This window comes from Alterinioella sp., from assembly GCF_058343375.1.
Map to the genome: position 1 here is coordinate 1 of NZ_JBTUJH010000072.1, position 6,821 is coordinate 6,821.

Here is a 6,821-nt window from a genome sequence, read left to right on the forward strand (position 1 = left end):
TGCGCATATCAGCCCGCCTTCAGATCGACGCCGGGGGCGTGGGCAATGAAAAACGGGTTCTCATAGCCCGGCTTGCCATAGGTGAAGGGCGCATGATCATCGAAGCGGATCATATGACCGCCCGCGCCGCGCAGCACGGCGTCGCCCGCGGCCGTGTCCCATTCCATGGTGCGGCCAAGGCGGGGGTAGATATCTGCCTCGCCGGTTGCCACCAGACAGAATTTCAGCGATGAGCCCGCGCTTTTCATGTCCTGCACGGCGTATTTGTTGATGTAGTCATCCGTCGCCGCATCGCGATGCGATTTCGAGGCCACGACCAGAAGCCCCGCATTATCCGGATCGGACACTGAAATGCCTGCTACAGAGCCCTTTTCAGCCTCGTCAAACGGCCCGGCCTCTTCGACCGATCGGCCGCTGGCATCGGTGTAGAAAAGCCGCCCCTTGGCGGGTGCATAGACCACCCCGCGCACCGGCACGCCAGTGTCGACATAGGCGATGTTCACCGTAAAATCACCGCGCCGTTTGATAAATTCCTTGGTGCCATCCAGCGGGTCGACGATGATGAAACAATCCGCTGTTTGAGCATGGCTTGCCGCCTGTTCTTCGGTCACCAGCGTGACATCGGGGAATGCGGCGCGAATGCCTGCGGAAATCAGCGCATCGGCGGCTTCATCGGCCTCGGTGACCGGGCTGTCATCCGACTTGGCCTTCACCTCGAAATCATCCGCATCGTAAATTTCCATGATCCGTTTTCCGGCCTGCAAAGCCAGCGTGCGGAACACGGTTTCCATCTTGTCGAAATCCATCAGATGCCTTTCCAAAGCGCCGATTGAAAAATTCGGGTTTTGCGTTTATCCTCTGCTACCAAGGATTGAGCAAGAAATCCCTGCGACAAAGATCAGGGACGGCGACGATTCGGTCAGGCAAACAGGTTTCAGATGCAGTTTCGGCAAGACTACAATCGCACCACCTTTGGCATGATCCTGAATCTGGCCGAACTTACCTATGTCTCGACCGTGCGCAAAGTGCGCCAGACGCATGGCAATGCCTTCATGGCGCTGGTGATGAACATGATGCAGGCGATCCTCTTCGTGCTCGCATTTTATTTCATGTTCACCGTATTGGGCGCGCGCAGAGTGGCGATCCGCGGCGATTTCATGATTTATCTGCTGACGGGGATTTTCCTTTATCTCACTCACATCAAGGCACTTGCCGCGGTTTTGAGTGCCGAAGGCCCGGCCTCGGCCATGATGCAGCACGCGCCGATGAACACATTGGTGGCCATCGCCTCTTCGGCACTGGCGGCGTTGTATATCCAGACGCTTTCATTGCTTGTGATCCTGTTTGGCGTTCACACGCTTTATAACCCGCTAGATATCCACGACTGGGGCGGCGTCGGGATGATGTATCTGCTGTCCTGGTCTACGGGCTGCGCCGTTGGTTTGGTGCTATTGGCGCTGAAGCCCTGGATCCCGGATGTGATTACCATCATTCAGACCCTTTACACCCGCGCCAACATGATTGCCTCGGGCAAGATGTTTACCGCCAACAGCCTGCCAAGCTTCATGATCCCCTGGTTTGACTGGAATCCCCTGTTTCACCTGATTGATCAGTCGCGAGGATTTGCTTTTAACAACTACTTCCCGCATTTTACAAACTGGCAATACCCGATCTATTTTACACTGGCCTTCTTATTATTGGGCCTGATGGGAGACTTTTACACGCGCAAACGCGCCTCAGCGAGTTGGATGGCAAACCGATGAAAAAATTCTTTCTTACCGTTTTTCTGGTGATCCTTGGCAGCGTCGTTTCGGCACAAGCTCAGGAATATCCAGCCCTTTTCGACGTCACCGGCGTGCCCCATGGCGATGTGCTGAACGTGCGCTCGGGCCCCGGCGTAGACAACCCGATCATCGGCACGCTGGCGCGTGATGCGACGGGCGTTGAGGTTGTGGGCGTCAACGAAACCCGCCGATGGGGGCGCGTGTCGATGGGCGAATCATCAGGTTGGTCTTCGATGCGGTTTCTGACCCGTACCGGCCCGTCCTGGGAGCAGGGCCTTCCGGCCCCGCTCTATTGCAGCGGGACCGAACCTTTCTGGAGCTATGAACGCCTGATCGGCGGCGGCAACTGGAGCGATTTTCAGGTTCAGAACCAGCCCTATGCCGAAATGTGGGCCGGTTCGGCCGCGGGGCGCGGGCCGTCCATGTTTGCCATTGAACTTGATAGCGGCACCTCGACCATGACCGCCTTCATCCGCCGCGGCATCTGTTCGGATGGAATGAGCGACCGGGATTACGGCCTGGTTGCCCAGTTCGTTCGCCGGGCAGGTGGGCAGACCGTGCTGCTGGATGGCTGCTGTTCCCTGTCGCGCTAGGGCGCATTGCGTTTGATTTGAATCACCGTGACCGGCGAACGCGGTTTTATCACAAACCGCTGCCTCGCCGGTCAAGGTGATGCTGTGCCTCAGGTAAAACGCAAAACGCGCTAACCCACTACTCGAAGCGTCAGATTGATTCGCCCGCCTTTTGGCAGCAGCGGCGACGAGCGGAACCTGATCCGGTCGACGCCGTGATATTTCAGCCGAGCCTCACCGCCCATCACCACCACATCACCCGAAGCCAGCCAGAGCGAGCTGGTCGGGCCGCCACGCGCCGCGTTGCCCATACGGAATAGCCCATCATCACCAAGCGAGACCGACACTACCGGCATCGCGAAATCAGCCTCGTCCCGGTCCTGGTGCATCCCCATCCGCGCGCCGTCGCCGTAGAAATTGACCAGACAACTGTCGGGTGCCCGGTCAACGCCCGCCAGGGACCGCCACAGATCCAGCACCGAGGCCGGGATCGGCGGCCAGTTAACGCCTGATGGATGGCACCTTTCATACCGATACCCGGCGCGATCCGTGACCCAGCCATAGCGCCCGGCCGAGGTCATCCGCACTGACATCTCACGCCCCCGCGGCGTGACCGGCACCACCAAAGGCGCAGCCTGCACCACGGCACGGATGTCGGCCAACATCTGCTGTTGCGCTTCTGGCCCCAGCAGACCCTTGAATATCAGGAAACCACGTTCGGAAATCGGGTGCATTTTTTCTCCCTGGCAGGCTCTGTTGCAGATTCATAAACCTTCCGGGCTTTCGGATGCTTGCAGCCGCCTCAACCCCCACTTATATACCCTGCGAAGCACGGTCGGGGCCATTCCCGACCAACAAGTATAGGGGCCGGGGGCCGTAATCGGACCTGCCCTCTGCAACATCGCCTTTAAGAAGGGATACGAAACATGGCCAAAGTTATTGGTATCGACCTCGGAACCACGAACTCCTGCGTTGCCATCATGGACGGCGCACAACCCCGCGTCATCGAAAATGCCGAAGGCGCGCGCACCACGCCCTCGATTGTGGGCTACACGGATGATGAACGTCTGGTCGGTCAGGCAGCAAAACGTCAGGCTGTCACCAACCCCGACAACACCATCTACGCCGTGAAACGCCTGATCGGACGCCGGATTGACGACGCCGCCGTCAAAAAAGACAAGAAGCTGGTCCCCTATGCCATTGTTGACGGTGGCAATGGCGACGCCTGGGTCGAAGTGCGCGGTGAGAAATATTCGCCTTCGCAGGTCTCGGCCCTGATCCTGGGCAAGATGAAGGAAACGGCAGAAAGCTATCTGGGTGAGGAAGTGACCCAGGCCGTCATCACCGTGCCGGCCTATTTCAACGACGCACAGCGCCAGGCCACCAAAGACGCCGGCAAGATCGCGGGCCTTGAAGTGCTGCGCATCATCAACGAGCCGACCGCGGCCGCACTGGCCTATGGCCTCGACCGCAAAGAGACCAAGACCATCGCCGTCTATGACCTTGGCGGCGGCACGTTCGATGTGACAATTCTTGAGATCGACGACGGCCTTTTTGAAGTGAAATCCACCAATGGCGACACCTTCCTGGGCGGTGAAGATTTCGACATGAGGATCGTTGAATACCTTGCCGCTGAGTTCAAAAAGGAAACCGGCGTCGATCTGACCAAGGACAAGATGGCCCTTCAGCGTCTGAAAGAGGCCGCCGAGAAAGCCAAGATCGAGCTTAGCTCGGCCACGCAGACCGAGATCAACCAGCCATTCATCTCGATGGACCCAAATGGCGGCCAGCCGCTGCACCTGGTCATGAAACTGACCCGTGCCAAGCTGGAAAGCCTGGTTGGTGACCTGATCAAGAAGTCGATGAAGCCCTGCCAGGCAGCGCTGAAAGACGCGGGCCTTTCCAAAGGCGACATTGACGAGATCGTGCTGGTCGGCGGTATGACCCGGATGCCCAAAGTGGTCGAGGAAGTGACCAACTTTTTCGGCAAGGAACCCAACAAGGGCGTGAACCCCGATGAGGTTGTCGCCTTGGGTGCCGCCATTCAGGCCGGCGTCCTGCAAGGTGATGTCAAGGATGTGGTGCTGCTGGATGTGACGCCACTGTCCTTGGGGATCGAAACCCTTGGCGGTGTCTTTACCCGCCTGATCGACCGCAACACCACGATCCCGACCAAGAAATCGCAGATCTTCTCGACCGCCGAGGATAACCAGAACGCGGTGACGATCCGGGTGTTTCAGGGTGAGCGTGAAATGGCCGCCGACAACAAGATGCTTGGCCAGTTCAACCTGGAGAATATTCCGCCCGCACCGCGCGGCCTGCCCCAGATCGAGGTGACATTTGATATCGACGCCAACGGCATCGTATCGGTCAGTGCCAAGGACAAGGGCACCGGCAAGGAACAGAATGTCACCATCCAGGCGTCGGGTGGCCTGTCGGAGGAAGACATCGAACAGATGGTCCGCGATGCCGAAGAAAACGCCGAAGCCGATAAGGCGCGCAAAGAACTGGTCGAAGCCAGAAACCAGGCGGAAAGCCTGATCCATTCGACCCGGAAATCAGTGGAAGAGCATTCCGACAAGGTCGATCCGACCACGGTGGAGGCGATCGAACTGGCGATCAAGGCGCTGGAAGAAAGCATGGAGGCCGAGGACGCCGGCAAGATCAAGAGCGGCATCCAGAACGTCACCGAAGCGGCTATGAAACTGGGCGAAGCGATCTACAAGGCGCAGGCCGAGGCCGAGGGCGAGGAGGCACCGGAAGGCGCCGATGAGCCTTCGGGCGTTGATGATGACATCGTTGATGCCGATTTCGAAGATCTGAACGACGAACGCCGGGACTAATTGCGTGAACTGACCCGTATCGTGACCGGCTGAGGGAAACTTTGGCCGGTCACCGCGTTTCAGGAGGGTATTGAACAGATGGCAAAACGCGATTTTTACGATGTGCTCGGCGTCTCGAAAGGGGCCGGTGCTGATGAGATCAAGAAGGGCTATCGCAAGAAAGCCAGGGAACTGCACCCTGACCGAAATTCTGACAACCCGGAGGCAGAGGCGCTGTTCAAAGAGGCCAATGAGGCCTACGAGATCCTGAAAGACGACAACAAAAAAGCCGCCTATGACCGCTATGGCCATGCGGCGTTTGATGGCGGTATGGGCGGTGGCCCGCGCGGTGGCGGCCCCGGCCAGGGTGATTTCGCATCCGCTTTTTCAGACGTGTTTGAAGACCTTTTCGGAGATTTCATGGGCGGCCAACGCGGGGCCGGTGGCCGCCAGCGCGCCGCGCGCGGGTCCGACCTGCGTTACAACATGCGCATATCGCTGGAGGATGCCTATTCCGGCCTGCAAAAATCCATCACCGTGTCAGCATCTGCGACCTGTGAGGAATGCAGCGGATCGGGTGCTGAAGGCGGTGCCGAACCGCAGACCTGCCCAACCTGTTCGGGTATGGGCAAGGTCCGCGCGCAACAGGGGTTTTTCACCGTCGAACGCACCTGCCCGACCTGTTCGGGTGCTGGTCAGATCGTCAAGAACCCCTGCAAGGGCTGTGGCGGCGCGGGCCGTGTGCAGAAAGAAAAAACGCTGTCGGTCAACATTCCGGCCGGCGTCGAAACCGGCACCCGGATTCGTTTGTCGGGCGAAGGTGAGGCCGGTCTGCGCGGTGGCCCGTCCGGTGATCTTTACATCTTTATCGAGGTGGCCGAACACGCGATTTTCCAGCGTGATGGGCTGGATCTTTTCTGCCGGGTTCCGGTCTCGATGGTCACGGCCGCACTGGGTGGCGAGATCGAAGTGCCCACCATTGACGGCGGCCGCAGCCGGGTGAAAGTGCCCGAAGGAACACAATCAGGCCGTCAGATGCGCCTGCGATCGAAAGGCATGCCCGCTCTGCGTGGCACCGGACAGGGTGAAATGTATATCGAGATGGCAGTGGAAACTCCCGTGAAGCTGACCAGCAAGCAAAAAGAGCTTCTGCGCGAGTTCGAGGATAGCTGTGCACACGCAAACAATCCCAATGCGCACGGCTTTTTCGACAAGGTCAAAAGTTTCTGGGATGGCATGAAGGGGTAAAACCCTGGTCGCGCATCCGGCGCGGATACCAAATAGAAAGCCCGCCAATTGACCCTGGCGGGCCTTTTTTATCGCCCGATCTCACACGCTGCCATCACCGCCATATTGAGAATATCATTGGCGGTGGAAACGGTCGAACAGATCTGCACCGGATGCTCCAACCCGGTCAGAATCGGGCCAACCACCGTGGCCCCTGCCATTTCCTGCATCAGCTTGACCGAGATCGAGGCCGAATGGCGGGCCGGAACCACCAGAACATTGGCCGGACCTGTCAGGCGGGTAAATGGATATTGTTCCATCACCTTCATATTCAGCGCCACATCGACCGTCATTTCACCATCATATTCAAAATCGACACCAATCCGGTCCAGCACGGCGGGGGCCTGGTGCATCTT

At 58.6% G+C, this 6,821-nt stretch carries 7 protein-coding genes; 4 read left to right on the plus strand and 3 right to left on the minus strand.

Translation table 11 applies throughout. The features are described from left to right. Positions 1-8: 8 nt before the first annotated feature. Positions 9-806: a 3'(2'),5'-bisphosphate nucleotidase CysQ gene (gene cysQ, locus ACW8PS_RS10525; RefSeq protein WP_491527353.1), complete on the minus strand. Its 798-nt coding sequence runs from the start codon at positions 804-806 to the stop codon at positions 9-11. Between the two features lie 132 nt (positions 807-938). Between cysQ and ACW8PS_RS10530 the strand changes: the two genes are divergently transcribed. Both ACW8PS_RS10530 and ACW8PS_RS10535 read left to right on the plus strand, forming a co-directional pair. Then, entirely contained in the window at positions 939-1,763 is an 825-nt protein-coding gene (locus ACW8PS_RS10530) for an ABC transporter permease (protein WP_491527354.1), read from the plus strand. Further along, on the plus strand, positions 1,760-2,377 hold the full coding sequence (locus tag ACW8PS_RS10535; protein ID WP_491527355.1) for a peptide-binding protein: 618 nt from the start codon (positions 1,760-1,762) through the stop codon (positions 2,375-2,377). Before ACW8PS_RS10530 ends, ACW8PS_RS10535 begins: the two co-directional genes overlap by 4 nt. Before the next feature lie 110 nt (positions 2,378-2,487). On the opposite strand, the gene ACW8PS_RS10540 is transcribed toward ACW8PS_RS10535, so the two are convergent. Next, on the minus strand, positions 2,488-3,090 hold the full coding sequence (locus ACW8PS_RS10540) for an alpha-ketoglutarate-dependent dioxygenase AlkB family protein (protein ID WP_491527356.1): 603 nt from the start codon (positions 3,088-3,090) through the stop codon (positions 2,488-2,490). Between the two features lie 192 nt (positions 3,091-3,282). Between ACW8PS_RS10540 and dnaK the strand changes: the two genes are divergently transcribed. Both dnaK and dnaJ read left to right on the plus strand, forming a co-directional pair. Beyond that, positions 3,283-5,199, plus strand: coding sequence for a molecular chaperone DnaK (gene dnaK / locus ACW8PS_RS10545; protein ID WP_491527357.1), 1,917 nt, complete (start codon positions 3,283-3,285; stop codon positions 5,197-5,199). 78 nt (positions 5,200-5,277) lie between these two features. Continuing rightward, entirely contained in the window at positions 5,278-6,426 is a 1,149-nt protein-coding gene (gene dnaJ / locus ACW8PS_RS10550; protein WP_491527358.1) for a molecular chaperone DnaJ, read from the plus strand. Positions 6,427-6,494: 68 nt separating this feature from the next. Here the strand turns inward: dnaJ and ACW8PS_RS10555 are convergent. Further along, the coding region (locus ACW8PS_RS10555; RefSeq protein WP_491527359.1) for a phosphate acyltransferase at positions 6,495-6,821 on the minus strand (327 nt) is incomplete at its 5' end.